Source organism: Enterobacter sp. R-25 (assembly GCF_049913205.1).
GTDB classification, from domain to species: Bacteria; Pseudomonadota; Gammaproteobacteria; order Enterobacterales; family Enterobacteriaceae; genus Enterobacter; species Enterobacter ludwigii.
Map to the genome: position 1 here is coordinate 4,215,168 of NZ_CP183982.1, position 21,399 is coordinate 4,236,566.

The following is a 21,399-nucleotide window of genomic DNA, read 5'->3' on the forward strand; positions in this document are numbered from 1 at the left end:
GGCCTTGCATTTAAATCCACAACAAGAAGCCCCATATATGAAGAATGCAACGTTCTACCTTCTGGACAACGACACCCATCAGGACGGCCTCAGCGCAGTTGAACAGCTGGTGTGTGAAATTGCCGCAGAACGTTGGCGCGCAGGTAAACGCGTTTTGATTGCCTGCGAAGATGAGCAGCAGGCCATCCGCCTTGACGAAGCACTCTGGGCACGCCCGCCGGAGAGTTTTGTTCCGCATAATTTGTCTGGCGAAGGCCCTCGTGGCGGCGCACCGGTAGAGATTGCCTGGCCGCAAAAGCGCAACAGCAGCGCGCGCGATATTCTGATTAGCCTGCGGATAGATTTTGCAGATTTTGCCACCGCTTTCACAGAAGTGGTAGACTTTGTCCCTTACGAAGAATCTTTGAAACAACTGGCGCGCGAACGCTATAAAGCGTACCGCCTGGCTGGTTTTAACCTGAATACGGCAACCTGGAAATAATGGAAAAGACATATAACCCACGCGATATCGAACAGCCGCTTTACGAGCACTGGGAACAGCAGGGCTATTTCAAGCCTAACGGCGATGAAAGCAAAGAGTCCTTCTGCATCATGATCCCACCGCCGAACGTCACCGGCAGTTTGCATATGGGTCATGCCTTCCAGCAGACCATCATGGATACCATGATCCGCTACCAGCGCATGCAGGGCAAAAACACCCTGTGGCAGGCGGGGACTGACCACGCGGGTATCGCGACCCAGATGGTGGTTGAGCGTAAAATTGCCGCTGAAGAAGGTAAAACCCGCCACGACTACGGTCGCGACGCGTTCATCGATAAAATCTGGCAGTGGAAAGCAGAATCCGGCGGTACCATCACCCGTCAGATGCGCCGTCTTGGCAACTCCGTGGACTGGGAGCGCGAGCGCTTCACCATGGACGAAGGTCTTTCCAACGCCGTTAAAGAAGTATTTGTCCGTCTGTACAAAGAAGACCTGATTTACCGTGGCAAGCGCCTGGTAAACTGGGACCCTAAACTGCGCACCGCTATCTCCGACCTAGAAGTGGAAAACCGTGAGTCTAAAGGCTCCATGTGGCATATCCGCTATCCGCTGGCCGACGGCGCTAAAACGGCAGACGGTAAAGATTACCTGGTGGTAGCGACCACCCGTCCGGAAACCCTGCTGGGCGATACCGGCGTGGCCGTTAACCCGGAAGATCCGCGTTATAAAGATCTGATTGGCAAATTCGTGGTGCTGCCGCTGGTTAACCGCCGCATTCCCGTTGTGGGCGATGAACACGCCGACATGGAAAAAGGCACCGGCTGTGTGAAAATCACCCCGGCACACGACTTCAACGACTACGAAGTGGGTCGTCGTCACGCCCTGCCAATGATCAACATTCTGACGTTCGACGGTGATATCCGTGAAAGCGCGGAAGTGTATGACACCAAAGGTAACGAATCCGACGTTTACTCCAGCGACATTCCGGCTGAATTCCAGAAAATGGAACGTTTTGCCGCGCGTAAAGCGATTGTCGCTGCAGTGGATGCACTCGGCCTGCTGGAAGAGATCAAACCTCACGATCTGACCGTGCCGTACGGTGACCGTGGTGGTGTTGTTATCGAGCCAATGCTGACCGACCAGTGGTACGTGCGCGCCGACGTGCTGGCGAAACCGGCTGTTGAAGCGGTCGAGAACGGCGACATCCAGTTCGTGCCGAAGCAGTATGAAAACATGTACTTCTCCTGGATGCGTGATATTCAGGACTGGTGTATCTCCCGTCAGCTGTGGTGGGGCCACCGTATCCCGGCCTGGTACGACAGTGAAGGCAACGTCTATGTTGGCCGCAGCGAAGATGAAGTTCGTCAGGAAAACAACCTGAGTGCCGATGTCGCCCTGCGTCAGGACGAAGACGTACTGGACACCTGGTTCTCCTCCGCACTGTGGACCTTCTCCACGCTGGGCTGGCCGGAGAACACCGACGCGCTGCGTCAGTTCCACCCAACCAGCGTGATGGTGTCCGGCTTCGACATCATCTTCTTCTGGATCGCCCGCATGATCATGATGACCATGCACTTCATCAAAGATGAAAACGGCAAGCCACAGGTTCCGTTCCATACCGTCTACATGACCGGTCTGATTCGTGACGACGAAGGCCAGAAGATGTCCAAGTCCAAGGGTAACGTTATCGACCCACTGGACATGGTTGACGGTATCTCCCTCGAAGAGCTGCTGGAAAAACGTACCGGCAACATGATGCAACCGCAGCTGGCAGAGAAGATCCGCAAGCGTACTGAGAAACAGTTCCCGAATGGGATCGAACCACACGGTACTGATGCCCTGCGTTTCACTCTGGCGGCACTGGCTTCAACCGGTCGTGACATCAACTGGGACATGAAGCGCCTGGAAGGTTACCGTAACTTCTGTAACAAGCTGTGGAACGCCAGCCGCTTCGTGCTGATGAACACCGAAGATCAGGATTGCGGCTTCAACGGCGGCGAGATGACCCTGTCTCTGGCCGATCGCTGGATCCTGGCAGAGTTCAACCAGACGGTAAAAGCCTTCCGCGAAGCGCTGGACAGCTACCGCTTCGATATCGCGGCGGGCATTCTGTATGAATTCACCTGGAACCAGTTCTGTGACTGGTACCTGGAGCTGGCAAAACCGGTAATGAACGGCGGTTCTGAAGCGGAACTGCGCGGTACGCGCAACACGCTGATTACCGTTCTGGAAGGTCTGCTGCGTCTGGCGCACCCGATTATTCCATTCATCACCGAAACCATCTGGCAACGTGTGAAAGTGATTGCCGGCATCAACGCCGACACCATCATGCTGCAGCCGTTCCCGGAATTTGATGCAGCGAAGGTCGATGAAGCGGCGTCAGCCGATACCGAATGGCTGAAACAGGCGATCGTGGCGGTACGTAATATCCGTGCCGAAATGAACATCGCCCCGGGTAAACCTCTGGAGCTGCTGCTGCGCGGTTGCAGTGAGGCTGCTGTTCGCCGTGTCACCGAGAACAACACCTTCCTGAAAACCATGGCGCGTCTGGAAAGCATCACCGTGCTGCCTGCGGATGACAAAGGTCCGGTATCCGTGACCAAAATCATCGACGGCGCCGAGCTGCTGATCCCGATGGCAGGTCTTATCGACAAAGACGCTGAGCTGGCTCGTCTGGCAAAAGAAGTGGCTAAGGTCGATGTGGAAATTGGCAAAATCGAAAGCAAACTGGCGAACGAAGGCTTTGTTGCCCGCGCGCCGGAAGCGGTTATCGCGAAAGAACGTGAGCGTCTGGTTGCCTTCGCCGATGCTAAGACCAAACTGATCGAGCAGCAGGCGGTTATTGCAGCCCTGTAATGCTTTTACCCCTTACGCTTCAGGGCGTAAGGGGTATCCTTCCTGAAAACTCCTCGCTTGCGCTCCCTTTACTGCGATGCTATTAACAGCAGTTGTGTGTCAATTTTTGTAATGAGTAAGACTATGAGCGTGATTACCCCCGTCGCGACGACGATGCGTCGGATCACTGAGCAGGACAACCCGGCTATTGCCGCCGTTATCCGAACGGTTTCCGCAGAGTATGGCCTGACCGCCGACAAAGGTTATACCGTTGCCGACCCGAATCTGGATGAGCTGTTTCAGCTGTACAGCCAGCCGGGCTACGCCTATTGGGTTATTGAGCAGAACGGTCAGGTGGTGGGCGGCGGTGGCGTGGCGCCTTTAAGCTGCAGCGAGCCGGATATCTGCGAACTGCAAAAAATGTATTTCCTGCCGTCGGTACGCGGGCAAGGGCTGGCGAAAAAGCTGGCGCTTATCGCCCTTGAACATGCGCGTACTCAGGGTTTTAAACGCTGTTACCTGGAAACAACCGCCTTCCTCAAAGAGGCCATTGGCCTGTATGAACATCTGGGCTTTACGCATATTGATGCGCCGCTGGGCTGTACCGGCCACGTCGATTGCGAAGTCAGGATGCTGAAAACTCTGTAAAGGGCATTCCTGCCCTCTTCTGTTAAGCGACTGTAAACTGAATGCTCTACACTCTCAGTTCACACCATAACGGGGGAAACACGATGTCGAAGATAAAAAGCTACGCCGCACCGCAGGCGGGTGCAGAACTTGAGCTGTACGAATACGATGCGGGCGACCTAAAAGCAGAAGACGTCGAAGTGCAGGTTGATTACTGCGGGATCTGCCACTCCGATCTCTCCATGATCGACAATGAATGGGGCTTCTCACAGTATCCACTGATTGCTGGCCACGAAGTCATTGGCCGCGTTGTGGCGCTCGGTAGCGCCGCACAGGACAAAGGGCTGAAGATCGGCCAGCGCGTGGGGATTGGCTGGACGGCGCGCAGCTGTGGTCACTGCGATGCCTGTATCAGCGGTAACCAAATCAACTGCCTCGAAGGCGCAGTCCCTACCATTCTGAACAAAGGCGGTTTCGCCGATAAACTGCGTGCCGACTGGCAATGGGTTATTCCCCTGCCGGACAGCATTGATATCGAATCTGCCGGTCCGCTGCTGTGCGGCGGTATCACCGTATTCAAACCGCTGCTGATGCATCATGTCACCGCCACCAGCCGTGTGGGTGTCATCGGGATTGGTGGTCTGGGCCATATCGCAATCAAACTGCTGCACGCGATGGGCTGTGAAGTCACGGCGTTTAGCTCGAACCCGGCCAAAGAGAAAGAAGTGCTGGCGATGGGGGCGGATAAGGTAGTCAACAGCCGCGATCCGCAAGCGCTTAAATCGCTGGCAGGTCAGTTTGATCTGATCATCAATACTGTTAACGTCGATCTCGACTGGCAACCGTACTTTGAAGCGCTGGCCCACGGCGGTAACTTCCACACCGTCGGTGCAGTGATGAAACCGCTGCCGGTGCCTGCGTTTACGCTGATCGGGGGGGATCGCAGCGTCTCCGGTTCCGCAACCGGTACGCCGTTCGAATTGCGCAAACTGATGAAGTTTGCCGGACGCACTAAAGTGGCGCCCACCACCGAACTGTATCCGATGTCTAAAATCAACGAAGCTATCCAGCATGTGCGTGACGGTAAAGCCCGTTATCGCGTGGTGTTGAAAGCGGATTTTTGATGTGAACGCGCGGGGTGCGTGCGGCCTGATTGCACGCATCTCTACCCTCTCCCGTCGGGAGAGGGTGTAATACTCAAAACGCTACCGTTTTGCTGCGGTCATTGCCTTGAACACCTCTGCCACCGCCACGGCCCCCGGGTCGGTCACCCCCTCCAGGTTCTCTTTGTTGACATACGACGAACGTCCGGCACCCGCTTTCACCATATTCGCTGTCGCCTCAGCGCCCGCGTTCGCAGCCTGCGCAGCAGCCTGAAGGTCGCCTTTCTGCAATGCCTCCAGCGCCGGTTGCAGGGCATCGATCAAGGTGCGATCGCCAAGATCTGCCCCACCATACTGCTTCATCTGCGCCAGCCCGCTTAAGAGCGCTTCCGGCAACGGCTGACCGTCATGCAACGTCTGCCCGGCAGCGGTAAAGAAGATCGACATCAGCACACCGCTTGAGCCCCCCATAACCGTTGCCAGCCGCTCGCCAACCAGCAGCAACAGCGTCGACACATCATTTAGCGGAAGCTGTTTCTTCTCCAGACGCTGCGCAATATCCCGCGCCCCTTGCGCAAAGGTAGAGCCCGTATCGCCATCACCCACTTTGGCATCCAGCGCATTGAGGCGGTTTTCCAGCTGGATCAGCGTCTGCGTGACCGTGGAGACGATCTCTGCGACCCGTGGATTGTCCGAGGCGGTATATTCCACGCGGTCATGGATCGCGCTATGTTCCTGCACGCGCAGCGGCGCAAACGCCACCGGCTTCTGCCAGCCCAACGTCTCCACCTCTTCATGGAGAGCTTTTTCGAACAGATCGTTAAGCTTCAGCAACGTCAGCGAAAAGCCTTTCATATCCAGGGCACTCACCAGCGGTGCCGGACCAATCAGATAAGCGATATTCTCTTTCAGCGCCGAGTGGGCGAGCTCTTTGGTGAGCAACGCCATCTCCAGCGCCGACACGCCGCCGAGGTTATTGATAAGCACCGCAAAACGCCCGTTACCGGCCTGCGCTTTGAGCGGCTCGACCAGCGTGTCGATGATGGCTTTGCTGTTTTGCGTATCGACAACCGAGGCACCAGGCTCCCCGTGGATCCCAAGCCCCAGCTCCACGTGCCCCTGCTTGATCCGCCCCTCTTCATCATCACTGCCCGGCAGGTTACAGGTTTGCATTGCCACGCCCAGGCTCCAGAGATTATCGCAAGCCTGTTGCGCGATATCGCGCACCTCGGTCAGTGATTTGCCGTGCTCTGCCGCATAGCCCGCGATTTTATGAACCAGTGCCGTACCGGCGATACCGCGCGGCTGTTTGTTATCCGGCAGGGCAATATCATCGGCGACAATGACCATCTCGACCTTCAGGCCATAGCGCTTGGCTTTTTCTGCCGCCAGGCCGAAATTAAGCCGGTCGCCGGTGTAATTTTTCACGATCAGCAGACAACCCCGATCGCCCGTTACCGCCACAATGGCGTTCAGCACCGCATCAACGCTCGGCGAAGCAAAAAGATCCCCGCACACCGCTGCCGTGAGCATCCCTTTGCCGACAAACCCGGCGTGTGCAGGTTCGTGACCAGAGCCACCGCCTGAAATAACCGCCACCCGGCTTTTATCCCAGTCGCTGCGCGCCACCACCCGAATGGCCGGGTCGATATCAAGTTTGACGAGATTAGCGTGTGGTGCCGAAATCAGTATGCCTTCGATGGCGTCGTTGACCAGCTGTTTGCGATCGTTAAAGAAGAATCTGGACATAGTTTTCCAAAATTTTGTGAACCGTATGCAAAAGCATAGTCCGCGCTGGATAATGCGCCGCAAAGTCAGCAATTTACTCAGCCATTTTGCCGTCAGGTTGCCTATACTCGACCGAGGACTAAGAGAGGAAGCGCATTATGAGTACACCATTGTTAATTGCCCGCACGCTGGACAAAGAGCTGTTTTTACTGCCCGCGATGGCCAACCGCCACGGTCTCATCACCGGGGCCACCGGGACGGGGAAAACCGTGACCCTGCAGAAGCTGGCAGAGTCGCTTTCAGAGATTGGCGTACCGGTCTTTATGGCCGATGTAAAAGGCGATTTAACCGGTGTGGCTCAGGAAGGCACTCCGTCCGAAAAACTGCTCGACCGACTCAAAAATATCGGCATCACGGACTGGACACCGCACAACAATCCGGTCGTGTTATGGGATATCTTTGGTGAGAAAGGTCACCCGGTACGTGCAACCGTCTCTGATCTCGGTCCGCTGCTGCTGGCTCGTCTGCTCAACCTCAACGACGTGCAGTCCGGTGTGCTGAACATCATCTTCCGTATTGCCGACGACCAGGGTCTTCTGCTGCTTGATTTCAAAGATCTGCGGGCCATTACCCAGTACATCGGTGATAACGCCAAATCGTTCCAGAACCAGTACGGTAATATCAGCAGCGCCTCCGTCGGGGCCATCCAGCGCGGGTTACTGACCCTGGAGCAACAGGGTGCCGAACATTTCTTTGGCGAGCCGATGCTGGATATCAAGGACTGGATGCGCACCGACAGCAACGGGAAAGGCATCATCAATATTCTGAGCTCAGAGAAGCTTTACCAGATGCCGAAGCTCTACGCCGCCAGCCTGCTGTGGATGCTCTCTGAACTGTACGAGCAGTTACCTGAAGCCGGCGATCTCGACAAACCCAAGCTGGTCTTCTTCTTCGACGAAGCGCACCTGCTGTTTAACGATGCGCCACAGGTTCTTCTGGATAAGATTGAACAGGTGATCCGCCTGATCCGCTCTAAAGGCGTCGGCGTCTGGTTTGTTTCGCAAAACCCGTCCGATATTCCTGACAACGTGCTGGGACAGCTTGGCAACCGCGTACAGCATGCCCTGCGCGCCTTTACGCCGAAAGATCAGAAGGCCGTTAAAGCCGCCGCACAAACCATGCGAGCGAACCCGGCATTTGATACCGAAGCGGCCATCCAGGCGTTGGGCACCGGTGAAGCGCTTATCTCTTTCCTGGATGCAAAAGGCAGCCCGTCCGTTGTGGAGCGCGCAATGGTGATTGCCCCTTGCTCCCGGATGGGACCCGTGACGGACGATGAACGCAACGGCCTGATTAACCGCTCCCCGCTGTATGGTAAGTATGAGGACGACGTGGATCGCGAGTCGGCATTCGAGATGCTGCAAAAAGGGGTACAGGCCACCACCGAATCCCAGGACGCGCCTGCCGCCAAAGGCCAGTCTGTTGCCGTGGACGACGGCATCCTGGGCGGGCTTAAGGATATCCTGTTTGGTACAACCGGACCACGCGGCGGCAAACGCGATGGCGTCGTGCAGACCATGGCGAAAAGTGCAGCGCGTCAGGTCACGAATCAGATTGTACGCGGCATGCTGGGGAGCCTGTTAGGCGGTCGTCGCCGGTAAGCGGGGAACCCAGGGGCGACCAAGCGCCGACCCCTGTACGCCGTGCTCTTGCAGATAACGGTCGATTTCCACCATCCCCGTCCAGCGGTTCTCACACCAGAGCGGTGCAAGAAGCGTTGGACGGCGGGCGCTGGCGGAGATGCGGTGGTAGACAATCTCCGGCGGGGTGTGCCGAATCATCTCCCCCGCCGTCATCGTATACGCATCAAGCTCAATACCGGTTAAGCGCCCTGCTTCCCAGGCTTTGGCCATGATACTGCCCTTTACGATGTGCAGTGGATGCAGCTTAATTCCGTCCACACCGGTCTCGACCACCTTTTCCAGTGTCTCAAGACCGTGCTGCTGCCCTTCGCCAGGCAGGCCGACAATCAGGTGCGAGCACACCTTTAGCCCACGCTCACGCGCGAGACGTGTGGTGCGCTGGTAACAGGCGAAATCATGTCCACGGTTGATGCGGTGCAGAGTTTTGTCGTGCGCACTTTGCAGGCCCAGCTCCAGCCAGATCTCATACCCTTGCTCCTTGTACTCGCTGAGCAGGTCCAGTACCGCTTCCGGCACGCAGTCCGGGCGGGTGCCCACACACAGCCCTACGATACTGGCCTGACTTACCGCCTGCTGATACATGGAGCGCAAGACCTGTACTTCCGCCCATGTGCTGGTGTAGGCCTGGAAATAGGCCAGATACTGTTTCGCACGGTTGACCAGACTCGCCTGATGGGACAGCTGTTCGACGATGGAATGATGCTGCTGCGCTTCGTCAGCAAAAGACGCCACATTACAGAAAGTACAGCCCCCGCGCCCGATCGTCCCGTCACGGTTCGGGCAGCTAAAACCGCCATGCAGCGTCAGCTTGTGAACCTTTTGCCCGTAACGCTGCAAAAGATCCCCACCAAACATATTGACTAATTTCTGTAACTGCATAATCTGGTAGACCGTCCCAAAGAAAGGGGACAAGCCTGCCATTTTTAGCCTCTGTCGGCGATGACCTGGATCAATCGCCCTGGACGGCCTTTATCTCTATGAATAAATACTCAGGATTACTGCAATTTCATTCACGCCAGTTGTGATTACTTTTCCTTATGTTCTGATTGTTTTTTTCACTTATAGCGTCAGCACTGAAAAACAGTGACTTTATGCGGGTTTGCATTTCATCGTAGAGAATTATTCTGCTAAAAAACGGCTATTCAGCACGCTACATCGATAATACCGCTTTCATATAGTGAGTCAGATCACACTCCGCTGCGTCTCACCACAGCTTACAAACGTTGTAAATAGAGTTGAATTTCTTTTATATACAAATAGTTAATAGCTCTTTAGCACATTTTTGTATAAATAAGATTGCCATTTGACCTGTGTACCAATTCCCGATAAGTTGGAAATCCGCTGGAAGCTTTCTGGATGAGCAGCCTGCTCATCATATTTATGCAGTAATTGAGATTCCCTCTGAAGCAAGTCCTCAAACTTGTTTACCTGCGCGAAAGGATGAAAAAGAGGGCGAATGCGAGGTACGCGTATGAAACGCAAACCCCGTCGCCATGCTCTTTCTGTGCCTGTGCGCCACGGTTCAGTGGGAAGCCCGACGAGCCTGGGGAGGTTCACTGATATGTTGTACGATAAATCCCTTGAGAAGGATAACTGTGGTTTCGGCCTGATCGCCCACATAGAAGGCGAACCTAGCCACAAGGTAGTGCGTACTGCTATTCACGCACTGGCCCGCATGCAGCACCGTGGTGCCATCCTTGCTGATGGTAAAACCGGCGACGGTTGCGGTCTGCTGCTGCAAAAACCGGATCGTTTCTTCCGTATCGTTGCGGAAGAGCGCGGCTGGCGTTTAGCCAAAAACTACGCTGTCGGTATGCTGTTCCTGAATCAGGATCCTGAAAAAGCTGCCGCCTCACGCCGCATCGTCGAAGAAGAACTTCAACGTGAAACCCTGTCTATTGTTGGCTGGCGCGATGTGCCAACCAACGAAGGGGTACTCGGCGAAATCGCCCTCTCCTCGCTGCCTCGAATTGAACAGATTTTTGTTAATGCCCCTGCGGGCTGGCGTCCGCGTGATATGGAACGCCGTCTGTTTATCGCCCGTCGTCGCATTGAAAAACGTCTCCAGGACGACAAAGAGTTCTACGTCTGTAGCCTCTCTAACCTGGTGAACATCTATAAAGGTCTGTGTATGCCAGCTGACCTGCCGCGCTTCTACCTGGACCTGGCGGACCTGCGTCTGGAATCGGCCATCTGCCTCTTCCACCAGCGCTTCTCCACCAACACCGTCCCTCGCTGGCCGCTGGCGCAGCCGTTCCGCTACCTGGCGCACAACGGCGAGATCAATACCATTACCGGTAACCGCCAGTGGGCGCGTGCTCGTACCTATAAGTTCCAGACGCCACTGATCCCTGACCTGCACGATGCCGCGCCGTTCGTTAACGAAACCGGTTCTGACTCCAGCTCCATGGATAACATGCTGGAGCTGCTGCTGGCAGGCGGTATGGATATCGTGCGCGCCATGCGTCTGCTCGTGCCACCGGCATGGCAGAACAACCCGGATATGGATCCAGAGCTGCGCGCGTTCTTCGACTTTAACTCCATGCACATGGAGCCGTGGGATGGCCCGGCGGGCATCGTTATGTCCGACGGTCGCTTTGCTGCCTGTAACCTGGACCGTAACGGTCTGCGTCCGGCACGCTACGTCATCACCAAAGATAAGCTCATCACCTGCGCCTCTGAAGTCGGTATCTGGGATTACCAGCCTGACGAAGTGGTTGAGAAAGGCCGCGTTGGCCCGGGCGAGCTGATGGTTATCGACACCCGCGGTGGGCGCATTCTGCACTCTGCTGAAACCGATAACGATCTGAAGAGCCGCCATCCGTACAAAGAGTGGATGGAGAAAAACGTTCGTCGCCTGGTGCCATTCGAAGATCTGCCGGATGAAGAAGTGGGCAGTCGTGAGCTGGACGACGATACGCTCGCCAGCTTCCAGAAACAGTTTAACTACAGCGCCGAAGAGCTGGATTCCGTGATCCGCGTACTCGGTGAAAATGGCCAGGAAGCGGTCGGCTCCATGGGTGACGATACCCCGTTTGCCGTGCTCTCCAGCCAGCCACGCATCATTTATGATTACTTCCGTCAGCAGTTTGCGCAGGTGACCAATCCGCCAATCGATCCGCTGCGTGAAGCACACGTGATGTCACTGGCCACCAGCATCGGTCGCGAGATGAACGTCTTCTGCGAAGCTGAAGGCCAGGCGCACCGCCTGACCTTTAAATCGCCGATCCTGCTGTACTCTGATTTCAAACAGCTCACCACCCTGAAAGAGGATCACTACCGCGCCGACACGCTCGATATCACTTTCGACGTGACCGAAGCGACCCTCGAAGAGACGGTGAATGCGCTGTGTGACAAAGCGGAACAGATGGTGCGTAACGGTACCGTTCTGCTGGTGCTCTCTGACCGCAATATTGCGAAAAACCGTCTGCCGGTACCGGCCCCAATGGCGGTAGGTGCTATCCAGACGCGTCTGGTCGATAAGAGCCTGCGCTGCGACGCCAACATCATTGTTGAAACCGCCAGCGCCCGCGATCCGCACCACTTTGCCGTGCTGTTAGGCTTTGGTGCGACGGCTATTTACCCGTACCTGGCCTACGAAACGCTGGCGCGTCTCGTGGATACCCGTGCTATCGACAAAGATTACCGCACGGTGATGCTGAACTACCGTAACGGCATCAACAAAGGCCTGTACAAAATCATGTCCAAAATGGGCATCTCGACCATCGCCTCCTACCGCTGCTCGAAGCTGTTTGAAGCGGTCGGTCTGCATGACGACGTGGCGACACTTTGCTTCCAGGGTGTTATCAGCCGTATCGGCGGTGCCGGATTCGCTGACTTCCAGCAGGATCTGATGAACCTGTCGAAACGCGCCTGGCTGGCACGTAAGCCGCTGGATCAAGGTGGTCTGCTGAAGTATGTCCACGGCGGTGAATATCACGCTTATAACCCGGACGTGGTGCGTACGCTGCAACAGGCCGTTCAGAGCGGCGAGTACAGCGATTACCAGCAGTATGCTGAACTGGTGAACAGCCGTCCGGCGGCGACGCTGCGCGACCTGCTGGCGCTGAACCCGGGTGATGAAGCCGTCAGCATTGACGACGTTGAGCCTGCCACTGAACTGTTTAAACGCTTTGACACCGCGGCAATGTCCATCGGTGCGCTCAGCCCGGAAGCTCACGAAGCGCTGGCTGAAGCGATGAACAGCATCGGCGGCAATTCAAACTCCGGTGAAGGTGGTGAAGACCCTGCCCGTTATGGCACCAACAAAGTCTCACGTATCAAGCAGGTTGCATCCGGTCGCTTTGGCGTCACGCCAGCGTATCTGGTTAACGCCGACGTGATTCAGATTAAAGTCGCTCAGGGTGCAAAACCGGGCGAAGGCGGCCAGTTACCGGGTGATAAAGTCACGCCGTATATCGCCAAATTACGCTACTCCGTACCGGGTGTGACGCTGATTTCTCCGCCACCGCATCACGATATTTATTCTATCGAGGATCTGGCGCAGCTGATTTTCGACCTGAAACAGGTCAACCCGAAAGCGATGATCTCCGTGAAGCTGGTTTCCGAACCGGGCGTTGGCACCATCGCGACCGGTGTGGCAAAAGCCTATGCGGACCTGATCACCATCGCCGGTTATGACGGTGGTACCGGGGCAAGCCCACTCTCCTCCGTGAAATACGCGGGCTGTCCGTGGGAGCTTGGCCTGGTGGAAACCCAGCAGGCGCTGGTGGCTAACGGTCTGCGTCATAAGATCCGTCTGCAGGTGGATGGCGGCCTGAAAACCGGCCTCGACATCATCAAGGCGGCGATTCTGGGTGCGGAAAGCTTTGGTTTCGGCACGGGCCCTATGGTCGCGCTCGGCTGTAAATACCTGCGTATTTGCCACCTGAACAACTGTGCAACCGGTGTTGCAACCCAGGACGAGAAGCTGCGTAAGAACCATTACCACGGCCTGCCGTTCAAAGTGACGAACTACTTTGATTTCATCGCCCGCGAAACCCGTGAGCTGATGGCACAGCTGGGCGTGAAACGCCTGGTGGATCTGATTGGCCGTACCGACCTGCTCAAAGAGCTGGAAGGCTTCACAGCCAAACAGCAGAAGCTTGAGCTGTCTAAGTTGCTGGAAACTGCCGAGCCACATCCTGGCAAAGCGGTCTACTGCACCGAGAATAACCCGCCGTTCGACAATGGCGTGCTGAACGCGCAGCTGCTGCAGCAAGCGAAGCCGTACGTGGATGACAAGCAGAGCAAAACGTTCTGGTTTGATATTCGCAACACTGACCGTTCTGTCGGTGCATCGCTTTCCGGTTACATCGCGCAAACGCACGGTGACCAGGGCCTGGCGGCCGACCCGATTACCGCGCACTTCAGCGGTACCGCGGGTCAGAGCTTCGGCGTGTGGAACGCCGGCGGCGTTGAACTGTATCTGACCGGTGATGCCAACGACTATGTCGGTAAAGGCATGGCGGGTGGTCTGCTGGCGGTGCGTCCGCCGGTCGGTTCAGCCTTCCGTAGCTGCGATGCCAGCATCATCGGTAACACCTGTCTGTACGGCGCGACCGGCGGTCGTCTGTTTGCAGCGGGTCGTGCAGGTGAACGTTTTGCCGTACGTAACTCCGGTGCCATCACCGTAGTTGAAGGTATCGGTGATAACGGTTGTGAATACATGACGGGCGGGATTGTGTGCGTCCTGGGTAAAACCGGCGTGAACTTTGGCGCAGGCATGACGGGCGGTTTTGCTTACGTCCTGGATGAAGACGGTGAGTTCCGCAAACGCGTGAACCCTGAACTGGTGGAAGTGCTGGACGTTGAAACGCTGGCTATCCACGAAGAACACCTGCGCGGTTTGATTACCGAACACGTGCAGCATACCGGTTCTTCGCGCGGCGAAGAGATCCTGGCCAACTGGCCGGCGTTCTCTGCGAAATTCGCGCTGGTTAAACCGAAGTCCAGCGATGTTAAAGCCCTGTTGGGTCACCGTAGTCGTAGCGCAGCAGAGCTGCGTGTGCAGGCGCAGTAAGGAATTCAGATGAGCCAGAACGTATACCAGTTTATCGACCTGCAGCGTGTTGATCCGCCAAAGAAACCGCTGAAGATCCGTAAAATTGAATTTGTAGAAATCTATGAGCCGTTTTCAGAAGGCCAGGCCAAAGCACAGGCAGACCGCTGCCTGTCCTGCGGTAACCCTTACTGCGAATGGAAATGTCCGGTCCATAACTACATCCCGAACTGGCTGAAACTGGCCAACGAAGGACGTATTTTTGAAGCTGCCGAGCTGTCTCACCAGACAAACACCCTGCCGGAAGTATGCGGCCGCGTGTGTCCTCAGGACCGTCTGTGTGAAGGTTCCTGTACGCTGAACGACGAATTTGGCGCGGTGACCATCGGTAATATCGAACGCTATATCAACGATAAAGCCTTCGAAATGGGCTGGCGTCCGGATATGACCGGCGTGAAGCAAACCGACAAGCGTGTGGCGATCATCGGTGCGGGCCCGGCGGGCCTGGCCTGTGCGGACGTTCTGACCCGTAACGGCGTGAAGGCGGTGGTCTTTGACCGCCATCCGGAAATCGGCGGTCTGCTGACCTTCGGTATTCCGGCCTTCAAGCTGGAAAAAGAGGTCATGACCCGCCGCCGTGAAATCTTCACCGGTATGGGTATTGAGTTCAAACTGAACGTGGAAGTCGGTCGCGACGTGCAGCTCGACGACCTGCTGAAGGATTACGACGCCGTCTTCCTGGGCGTGGGAACCTATCAGTCCATGCGCGGTGGTCTGGAAAACGAAGATGCGCCGGGCGTATTCGACGCACTGCCGTTCCTGATTGCCAATACCAAACAGATCATGGGCTATGGCGAAACCGCCGATGAGCCGTATGTCAGCATGGAAGGCAAACGCGTGGTGGTGCTGGGCGGGGGTGATACCGCGATGGACTGCGTGCGTACCTCCATTCGCCAGAATGCGGCACACGTGATCTGCGCCTATCGTCGTGACGAAGAGAACATGCCGGGCTCTAAACGCGAAGTGAAAAACGCGCGTGAAGAGGGTGTGGAATTCCAGTTCAACATCCAGCCTCTGGGTATTGAAGTGAATGCCAACGGCAAAGTGAGCGGCGTGAAAATGGCGCGCACTGAGATGGGTGCGCCGGATGCGAAAGGTCGTCGTCGCGCAGAGATCGTGGCAGGCTCCGAGCATGTGATCCCGGCCGATGCCGTAGTAATGGCGTTCGGTTTCCGTCCTCACAGCATGGAGTGGCTGGCGAAGCACAGCGTAGAGCTGGACTCTCAGGGTCGTGTTATTGCGCCGGAAGGCAACGAAAACGCGTTCCAGACCAGCAACCCGAAAATCTTTGCTGGCGGTGATATCGTTCGCGGTTCCGACCTGGTCGTTACCGCGATTGCCGAAGGCCGTAAAGCCGCTGACGGTATTCTGAATTACCTGGAAGTGTAAAAAATAAGCCGGATGGCAAATACCATCCGGCTTTTTTTATGCGGCTAACCGCCGTTGATTCTCCCCCTGCAGCTCCGCTTTTCTGTGGTGCCGCAAAAAGAAGGGTTACTTCGTCAATAAGCTCCAGGTCAAATCACTTTCCAGCGTAGTTTGATCTGTCAGATGGCTGAACGCGCTTTCGTTGAGAACCGGTGAGAGCGTTACGTTGAAACTCATCTGCTGGCCGGAAGGAACCTGGTTATTCTCAAGCGCAATCACCGCCTCGTTATTACGCAGATAGAACGGCGTCGGTGTACCGTTTTCCGGCGTAAAATTCAGCTGATCGACCGTTTTACCCACGGTGTAACTTTTGCCATCGACGGTCATGTTGTCAATTTTGACTGCGACACCGCCGGACTGCCCAAAAAGAAACCGCCCCTTATCTCCCGCTGTACCGCGCAGTATCACCGCCATCTGCTGAGACTGAGGGCAAAAAACATTTACCGTGATGTCACGATCGGCCATTTTATGCCAGTCCTGCTGCGTCGTTTCGATCGTATCCCGGCGCATCTCGTGATAATCCACCACCAGCTGTGAGAGACTGAGCTGGCACTCTTCAGCATGGGTTATTCCTGTCACACCGAGCATCAGCAAGGCCACTAAGCCCGATAAGTGTCGACTGTTCATCGGCAGACTCCGTTCACTTCTTCATAGAAGGCATTTTCGTCACGCTTATCAGCCAGGGTGTAATCAATCTTACACAGTCGGTTATTGTCACCGTCTAGCGCGTACAGCGCACTCAGCTGATCGGCATCGTTAATAAAGACGTGGCCATCATCAACCGTGGTCACGATATAGTTACCTTTCTCATCAACAATCGAGATCCCTTTACTCAGGGGCTGACCGTCAGCCTGCTTAACGCTTAGCATGACGCGGCGGCTGTTAAGTACTTTGAAATCAATCTCGCTGACCGAGGCATGGCCTGCGGCAATATATTTCGTGCCGTTAGCCAGCGTCATACTCTGCGGCAGCTTATTAGCATCAATTTCTATGCGGGAGTTATGCCATTCGTTGAGTGAAGGTACCACGGCCTGGCCCCATGGATCGGTCCAGACGGTACCTTGCGGAGTGGAGATTTCAACGCCGCTCTTCTTCTCGCTCAGTCTGGCAATCGCGAAGGTGTCCTGAATCGTATATGGCGAGAAAGTCACACCCTCTTTATGCATGGCCACGCCACCCGACAATGTCGCATTGTAGTTCCGCTGATTATCCCCACTGGTTCCGCCCCCCACGCTCAGTTGCGTATAGCGAAGGTTAGTGTTGATGTTGCCGTTGAAGCTGTTGTCTTTCGAATCCTGATCGCGATCGGCTGAGATGTAATAGTTCGTATTGTCTCCCAGCGAGCCGCTGTTAGACGCGCCATAGGAGGTGCTATCACCCTGTTTACGCATATAGGTACTGATGGACTGACTGCCGCCGAGCGGGATGCTCACGTTGACGTAGAACATCTCATTGTCCTGATCGTCATCGACATTACCGACCGCACTTTGCCAGTTCATGGATACTGACGCGTACGTAAAGGTCTTGCCCCATGACAGCAAGAGGTAACGTGAATCTTCACCGTCACCGCTGGTCTGGTTGTAGTTGAACCCTGCGCTAAACACCCCCGCCAGAGGGGAGGAGAAACGAACGTTGCCGGAATAGGTGTTGTCATATCCCTGATAATCATCGTCCATCGCATCAGCCAGTTCGCGATACTCTCCGCTGTAATGCGTCGCACTGCCTGAAAGACCGACGTACTCGTTCAGGATGTAATCACTTTGCAGCTCGGTTTTTACCCCGCTGCTGCTGTCACTAAAGCTCGCATTGCTGACTGCCGCACCCGTTGAAAGGGTCCAGTCATCGCTTATCAGGAACTCTGTCCTGCCGCCTGCCGCCTGATAGTTTTCCGCAGCGGCACCTGAAGCCAGGAGATTCATCCACGGAGAGACACGCCAGCCGTCAGAGATGTTCATCACCAGCGGATCGTTATAATCGCTGTCAATGCTGCGCACCTGACCTACAGAAAGGGTTAGACCCTGCGGGCGTGAAAGGTTGCGTGCCCTTACCTGAGAAGCCGGGACGATGAAACGGTTAGTTGCGCCGTCGGATTCCACCACTGAGACGTCCAGATCCACATTGTTGCGAACCACGGGCACGTCATCCAGCGTGAAGGGGCCGGCTGGCACAAGGGTACTGAAGACCAGTTGACCGTTCTGGCGGATTTCGACACGTGCCTGGGAAGACTGGGCAATACCGGAAACGCTCACGCCAGAGCTTGCTCTCGCCAGACCGCTGGTCGGCATAAACTGAACGCCGGTAATCGGCACCCCGCTCAACACGTTGGACATGGCGTTGATTTCACCCACCTGCATCGTCATTTTTTGCGCGGTAAAGACATGCTCTGCATAGGTGTAAATGCTTTCGGCATTTCGGCTACCGTCGTCATCCGTCAGGATATAACGGCTGCGCAGCGCCCAGTCCATCGTGTTGAATCCGGCTTCCAGGCTGGCCTGAGAGTAGCGACTGCTGTCATTGTCACCATAGTCGTTATGGGTGCTGAACAATGAATAGTTCAGCAACGCCGCCGTTCCACCATGCTGGAAGTTTTTGATATCCGACGACAGACTGTTCACCGCTTCAGCTGGCAGATAGAGTTCAACGGCCTCCTGGTTAGGCAAGGCGTTGATGACGGCTTTAGGATAGTTATCCCGAATATCATGACACTCCTCACCGGACTTTATTGACACAGGCATCAGCCCAGCAAACTCCATGAGATCGTTATCAAAGCAAAGCATGCCATCTTTGTTGAAACGAACTGCAGCCATTCCCCGCTCTTTCCCGTTGACCTTCACCGAAACGGAGTGGGTTCCGGGTAAAAAGCGCGGTGCTTCTGCGAAGTAATGGTTGAGATCTTTATTCAACCCCAGCGTTTGCATTATCCCCGTGTCGAAGGTGACCTCCCTCGCCAGAACGGATGTTGAATCAAGTAACACCAGAGGTAATGTGCCGCAAAGAATGGCGCGGACACAAAGTGCAAGGCGGCTTTGTTTACTCACCGTCATATCCCTATTTTATTTATTTAATTCCGACGTAAAGCTCGGTACCTCAACGCCATAGCGGCTGGCCGGGAAAAACTTAACGCTGCTGTCACCGCTGACTTTCTTACTCATATCAGCCGTTAGCGTTTCGCCAGGAAGAATGTAGGTTTTGGACAGAGAGGCACTCACACCTGAAGGCAGCAGCATCACGTTCTGCCCAAGACGGACCACATATTTGCTGGGATTGTTCACGGTGACGGACGTGCCGTTTGAGGACCACTTCAGGAACTTCCAGGCATCAGTGACCACTCCCAGGGATGCCGGACGAATAAGCACGGGGATATCCTGGCGAATGTTAATGCCAATCTTTATTTTTTTATCATCGTTTTTAGGCGGAATACCGTCGAATGTGACGCGTTTATAATGCTCTACATCCAATGGCTGTTTGTTCTGAAGAATAAAGCGCAGCTGCTGCGTCTGACCTGGCTCAAGACGTACCACCGGCTGCGTTGCAATAAGCTTAAGACCAGTATCGTCCGGCAGGTCAACGACATTTGTATATAAAAGTGAAGGATGCGAATCGGTATTCTTGACGTTAATCGTTCCACTGTGCGTCGCTTCATCAATGATTAACAGACTGGTTTCAGGCACCATGCCTTCTGCATGTACAGCAACACTGGCAGATAATAACGCGGCAGTAATAAGCGTGTTAAATAAAGTGGATTTTAAACAATGCATAATAATATCTCCTTGAAAGCAACAACAGAACAGTCCATGTTTATCGCGCCGTTAAAAAGAGAGTAAATGCAGCGCATTTACTCTCCGGTTAATTAAATTACGTTTACTCGATTAAAAGTCTTACAGATAACGCAGGCTGATAGTCACCTGACCATCAAGCTGGGTGTCATCAGTGATCGCCAGCGTGGTGGTATCCTGGATCGCCAGAGAGGTCACCAGTGGGAAGGTTGCGGTCTGGAACGCCAGTGGAGCCAGGGTGCCAACAGTCGCAACGGTGAAATCACGATAGTTATCGCCCTGAGTTGTACCGTTGGTGCTCTTCGACCAGTTACCGGTAGCATTCTGCTGGTAAATTGGGTCAACTTTAGCGCCGTCAGCCATTACGCTGTCAGTTTTAACGAACAGCGAGTATGTTCCGATGTTCACTGGTGTTGCACCTGTTGTTTTACCTACACCGTAAGTCTGGCTTTCAGACGAATTAGAACCACCACCAAACATGCCATTCTCAACGGTGAGTTTCGCGTTAGAATCAGCGCGATCGTCAATCATATTCCAGGACACTTTTGTTGCTGCGGTGCAGGTAATAGTCAGATCGATGTCTTTCTGGCCCAGCTGGTTAACTGCCGTTGAGCTTAAACCACCCAAACTAACTGTGCCGTAGTCAACCGTTCCGCCGTTGCTTAACTGAGGCGTACAGGCTGAATTAGTCAGCGTACCTTTGACTTTCAGAACGGCAGTTGGGTTAGCCGCAAAAGCGGATGTCACACACAGAGAGAGCGCAGTAGCGAGTAAAACCTTTTTCACTTGTTATTCCTTAACATATGAGTAATTGCAATATTAAATACAGCAGGGATAAATAAATTTACCCCATACTGTTTATCGTCATGCTTGAGAGCATGCGTAGATAATATAATCTTTATAAATACAAGCAATTTAGAAAAATTAATTTATGGATTTAGAATAACGTTATCAATAAGTGATATTTATTTATAAGAGTGTATATAGCTTTAAAACGACATATTATATTCAGCGGAGATATAGCTTGAAATTATCCGAACGGTGGGGGCAAGCAAAAAAGAAGGGATGTATATGATTTACTTTATTAAACGTTTTGACATAAAAAGACATAAAAAAAATCCAGCTAGTCTGAATAACTAACTGGATAGTCGATAAAAATGCTTTTACTACTTCACAACGCGCAGTGCCGGACGGCCTCCGCGCGGCGGCGGATCGTCATCAGGATCGTCATTGTGATCGGGCTTGTCACCCTCAATGACCGACATCAGCGTTTCGCTTTCGTTTTCCGAAGCGCCGTTTTCGTCATTCAGGCCGACAACATCCTCGTCATAAGCCGCTTCCGGCTCAAACATAGTGCCTGCACCGTTTTCACGCGCATAAATCGCCAGCACCGCAGCCAGCGGTACAGAAACCTGACGCGGCACACCGCCGAAACGCGCGTTAAAGCGCACTTCGTCGTTGGCCAGTTCAAGGTTACCCACCGCGCGCGGCGCGATGTTCAGTACGATCTGCCCGTCACGTGCATATTCCATAGGAACCTGCACGCCCGGCAACGTCACATCCACAACCAGGTGCGGCGTGAGCTGGTTATCCAGCAGCCATTCATAGAAGGCGCGCAGCAGATACGGACGGCGTGGGGTAAGTTGTGACATTTCCAC

14 protein-coding genes are annotated in these 21,399 nt (G+C 54.7%); 7 read left to right on the top strand and 7 right to left on the bottom strand.

Going from position 1 to position 21,399, the window contains the following annotated elements:
• Nucleotides 1-37: 37 nt before the first annotated feature.
• From holC to ahr, 4 genes are all read left to right on the top strand, one after another.
• Nucleotides 38-481, top strand: a complete 444-nt coding sequence (gene holC, locus ACN9MQ_RS20120; protein WP_008502815.1) for a DNA polymerase III subunit chi — start codon at nucleotides 38-40, stop codon at nucleotides 479-481.
• Entirely contained in the window at nucleotides 481-3,336 is a 2,856-nt protein-coding gene (locus ACN9MQ_RS20125) for a valine--tRNA ligase (RefSeq protein WP_020883522.1), read from the top strand. Before holC ends, ACN9MQ_RS20125 begins: the two co-directional genes overlap by 1 nt.
• 123 nt (nucleotides 3,337-3,459) lie before the next feature.
• Nucleotides 3,460-3,963, top strand: a complete 504-nt coding sequence (locus ACN9MQ_RS20130; protein WP_020883521.1) for a GNAT family N-acetyltransferase — start codon at nucleotides 3,460-3,462, stop codon at nucleotides 3,961-3,963.
• A gap of 83 nt (nucleotides 3,964-4,046) precedes the next feature.
• A complete protein-coding gene (gene ahr / locus ACN9MQ_RS20135; RefSeq protein WP_032680192.1) occupies nucleotides 4,047-5,066 on the top strand; it encodes an NADPH-dependent aldehyde reductase Ahr in 1,020 nt (339 codons plus the stop codon).
• Nucleotides 5,067-5,147: 81 nt separating this feature from the next.
• On the opposite strand, the gene ACN9MQ_RS20140 is transcribed toward ahr, so the two are convergent.
• Nucleotides 5,148-6,794, bottom strand: coding sequence for a glycerone kinase (locus ACN9MQ_RS20140; protein WP_032680191.1), 1,647 nt, complete (start codon nucleotides 6,792-6,794; stop codon nucleotides 5,148-5,150).
• A gap of 137 nt (nucleotides 6,795-6,931) precedes the next feature.
• Here ACN9MQ_RS20140 and ACN9MQ_RS20145 point away from each other — a divergent pair, with 137 nt between their 5' ends.
• A complete protein-coding gene (locus tag ACN9MQ_RS20145) occupies nucleotides 6,932-8,434 on the top strand; it encodes a helicase HerA-like C-terminal domain-containing protein (protein ID WP_025202916.1) in 1,503 nt (500 codons plus the stop codon).
• On the opposite strand, the gene ACN9MQ_RS20150 is transcribed toward ACN9MQ_RS20145, so the two are convergent.
• On the bottom strand, nucleotides 8,414-9,355 hold the full coding sequence (locus ACN9MQ_RS20150; RefSeq protein ID WP_121339897.1) for a TIGR01212 family radical SAM protein: 942 nt from the start codon (nucleotides 9,353-9,355) through the stop codon (nucleotides 8,414-8,416). The two genes, ACN9MQ_RS20145 and ACN9MQ_RS20150, sit on opposite strands and share 21 nt — an antisense overlap.
• Nucleotides 9,356-10,037: 682 nt before the next feature.
• Between ACN9MQ_RS20150 and gltB the strand changes: the two genes are divergently transcribed.
• Together gltB and ACN9MQ_RS20160 are read left to right on the top strand one after the other, a co-directional pair.
• A complete protein-coding gene (gene gltB / locus ACN9MQ_RS20155) occupies nucleotides 10,038-14,498 on the top strand; it encodes a glutamate synthase large subunit (RefSeq protein ID WP_032679060.1) in 4,461 nt (1,486 codons plus the stop codon).
• 9 nt (nucleotides 14,499-14,507) lie between these two features.
• Complete coding sequence (locus tag ACN9MQ_RS20160) at nucleotides 14,508-15,926, top strand: glutamate synthase small subunit (RefSeq protein WP_014171835.1); 1,419 nt, start codon at nucleotides 14,508-14,510, stop codon at nucleotides 15,924-15,926.
• 105 nt (nucleotides 15,927-16,031) lie between these two features.
• Here ACN9MQ_RS20160 and ACN9MQ_RS20165 read toward each other — a convergent pair whose 3' ends face one another.
• From ACN9MQ_RS20165 to sspB, 5 genes are all read right to left on the bottom strand, one after another.
• The gene (locus ACN9MQ_RS20165) at nucleotides 16,032-16,592 is read right to left on the bottom strand and encodes a hypothetical protein (RefSeq protein ID WP_426021133.1); all 561 of its coding nucleotides are present in this window, start codon (nucleotides 16,590-16,592) and stop codon (nucleotides 16,032-16,034) included.
• The gene (locus ACN9MQ_RS20170) at nucleotides 16,589-19,009 is read right to left on the bottom strand and encodes a fimbrial biogenesis usher protein (protein WP_426021132.1); all 2,421 of its coding nucleotides are present in this window, start codon (nucleotides 19,007-19,009) and stop codon (nucleotides 16,589-16,591) included. Before ACN9MQ_RS20170 ends, ACN9MQ_RS20165 begins: the two co-directional genes overlap by 4 nt.
• A 9-nt stretch (nucleotides 19,010-19,018) precedes the next feature.
• Nucleotides 19,019-19,723 carry a fimbria/pilus chaperone family protein gene (locus ACN9MQ_RS20175; RefSeq protein ID WP_014171838.1) on the bottom strand — a complete coding sequence of 235 codons (705 nt, stop codon included), beginning with the start codon at nucleotides 19,721-19,723 and terminating at the stop codon, nucleotides 19,019-19,021.
• A 120-nt stretch (nucleotides 19,724-19,843) separates the two neighbouring features.
• Nucleotides 19,844-20,527, bottom strand: a complete 684-nt coding sequence (locus ACN9MQ_RS20180; protein WP_032679063.1) for a DUF1120 domain-containing protein — start codon at nucleotides 20,525-20,527, stop codon at nucleotides 19,844-19,846.
• 380 nt (nucleotides 20,528-20,907) lie between these two features.
• A complete protein-coding gene (gene sspB / locus ACN9MQ_RS20185) occupies nucleotides 20,908-21,399 on the bottom strand; it encodes a ClpXP protease specificity-enhancing factor (RefSeq protein WP_025202910.1) in 492 nt (163 codons plus the stop codon).